This window comes from Bacillus sp. JJ1503 (genome assembly GCF_036965125.1).
GTDB lineage: Bacteria > Bacillota > Bacilli > Bacillales > Cytobacillaceae > Cytobacillus.
This window is the reverse complement of the sequence record NZ_JBALOZ010000306.1, coordinates 1,220-3,155: the sequence shown is the minus strand read 5'-3', so window position 1 is coordinate 3,155 and position 1,936 is coordinate 1,220. Positions and strand designations below refer to the sequence as shown.

The 1,936-nt window shown below is 36.8% G+C and carries 3 protein-coding genes; 1 reads left to right on the top strand and 2 read right to left on the bottom strand.

All coding sequences use genetic code 11. The annotated features are described in order from the left end of the window. The first annotated feature begins 93 nt into the window (after positions 1-93). The gene (locus V7149_RS20885; RefSeq protein WP_335347521.1) at positions 94-300 is read left to right on the top strand and encodes a DNA-binding protein; all 207 of its coding nucleotides are present in this window, start codon (positions 94-96) and stop codon (positions 298-300) included. A 71-nt stretch (positions 301-371) separates the two neighbouring features. On the opposite strand, the gene V7149_RS20880 is transcribed toward V7149_RS20885, so the two are convergent. Both V7149_RS20880 and V7149_RS20875 read right to left on the bottom strand, forming a co-directional pair. Then, a complete protein-coding gene (locus V7149_RS20880) occupies positions 372-581 on the bottom strand; it encodes a hypothetical protein (protein WP_335347520.1) in 210 nt (69 codons plus the stop codon). Positions 582-852: 271 nt separating this feature from the next. Next, entirely contained in the window at positions 853-1,833 is a 981-nt protein-coding gene (locus V7149_RS20875; protein WP_335347519.1) for a ring-cleaving dioxygenase, read from the bottom strand. Positions 1,834-1,936: the final 103 nt, after the last annotated feature.

Genomic DNA, 1,936 nt, shown 5'->3' with positions numbered 1-1,936 from the left:
ATAATAAATATTGAAAAGCATTTTAATGGTTTGTTTATTGTCTTAGAAGCAAGAAATGATCAAAGTTAAACGATAAAAAAGGTGAGGTTCAAAATGACAGAAGAAGTAATGAGAAGCGATCTGCCTTCCGGATTAGCAAAACCAGCAAGACGTGCTCTGGAAGGAGCAGGTTACAGTAGACTTGATCAATTCACTAAAGTGAGTGAGGCAGAAATATTACAGCTACATGGAATGGGACCTAAAGCTATAGAGCAAATTCGACTTGCTCTTAAAGAGAAAGAGATGTCCTTTCTAAAATAAAAAATCATGAGAGTCTTCTTCAAGAGCCGATATTCAAAAATACCGGCTCCGACTACTTTTATTAATGCAAGTTATACATCCTCAAAGAGATCTCTAAACTCTTTCATATCTGTTGATTTATCATTTACATAATAGGGATTTTCGACTGTTGAGTCTTTTGGATCCAAATTCGTTTTTATGACCAAAGTGGGACCAGATGATCGTTGTGGGGCTATTATTCGATCATTCAGATTATCAAAATCCGGCAGTTTTTGGCTTCCTGGCTGGCTTGGTTCTGTCATCTTAGCACCTCCTGTATAAATAGGTTGCTTCTTGTGGAGAAATATATAAGGATAAAAGCTTATTTTTTGTCAAGGTAATTACCTAAAGTATTCACATTACTCTGTTTGAATTGTTAAGACAAGTAGGAAATAGAAGAGTGTTTGAAGTATAAAAAGTTGTATGCGTCAGTGTGGAGATAAGGAAGTGCAATTCATGAGAAGATAGCTTCATGAAAGAAAGAGATTGCCTGATTCTCCCAAAATGAAGAAATCAGGCAATGTGGTATAAAACTTAATATTCTTTTTCTATTTTCTTCGTACTTCTAATCGTATCGATTGGTCTAACTATTTTTTCAATATGCTCACGTTTTCCTTCTAAGAACGGGGGTAGGGATAATTTTTCTCCAAGTGTTTCATACGGTTCGTCTCCCATAAATCCAGGACCATCTGTAGCATACTCGAATAATATTTGAGGTGCCACTCTTGAGTATAAGGATCCGAAAAAGAAGCGGTCAATGAAACCAGATGTTGGGATTCGGAAGCTTTGAATCCGCTTGTCCCATTCTTCTAGAACAGAGCGGTCTTCAACACGGAATGCCGCATGATGAACGGTACCAAAGCCTTGTTGAGCCTGATGGAGATTAGGATTATCTTCTACTATTACTTGGGCACCATTTCCACCTTCTCCAACTTCAAATAAATGAAATTCTCCTTCCTGACCGATTTCTTTGAATAGGAGAACCTTTTCCATCACTTCTTTAAAATGATGAAAATTTGCGATGCGAACAAAGATTGGACCTAGGCCAGTAATCGCATATTCTAATGGAATAGGACCGTTTTGCCATGGTGTTCCAGAGGCAACCCCTTTATTATGTTCATCGGAAATCAATTGGTAATGCTGCTCATCGAAATCAATGAAGGAAAGTGTCTTTTTCCCAAATTGCTCTTTAATCCCCGTATGTTTAACTTCCAGTCGGTCAAATCTTTTAACCCAATAATCTAATGCCGCTTCATTAGGTACACGAAAGGATGTTTTCGAAATCTCATTTGTTCCGTGTACGCCTTTAGGAATGCCAGGAAAGTCAAAGAAAGTCATGTCTGTCCCTGCATTTCCAGCGTCATCTGCAAAAAATAGGTGATATGTTTTTATATCGTCTTGGTTAACCGTTTTCTTTACTAAGCGCATTCCTAAAACATAAGTGAAAAAGTCATAGATCTTTTCAGCACTGCTTGTAATGGCTGTTACATGATGGATGCCTTTTAGTTCGTTCATTAATATTCCTCCAATAAAACTTTTGATTTATATTGATTACTTTACCCATACAAATCGTATACATGAATCGAATTTTACTTTGAATAAAAGTATCTTTAATTCG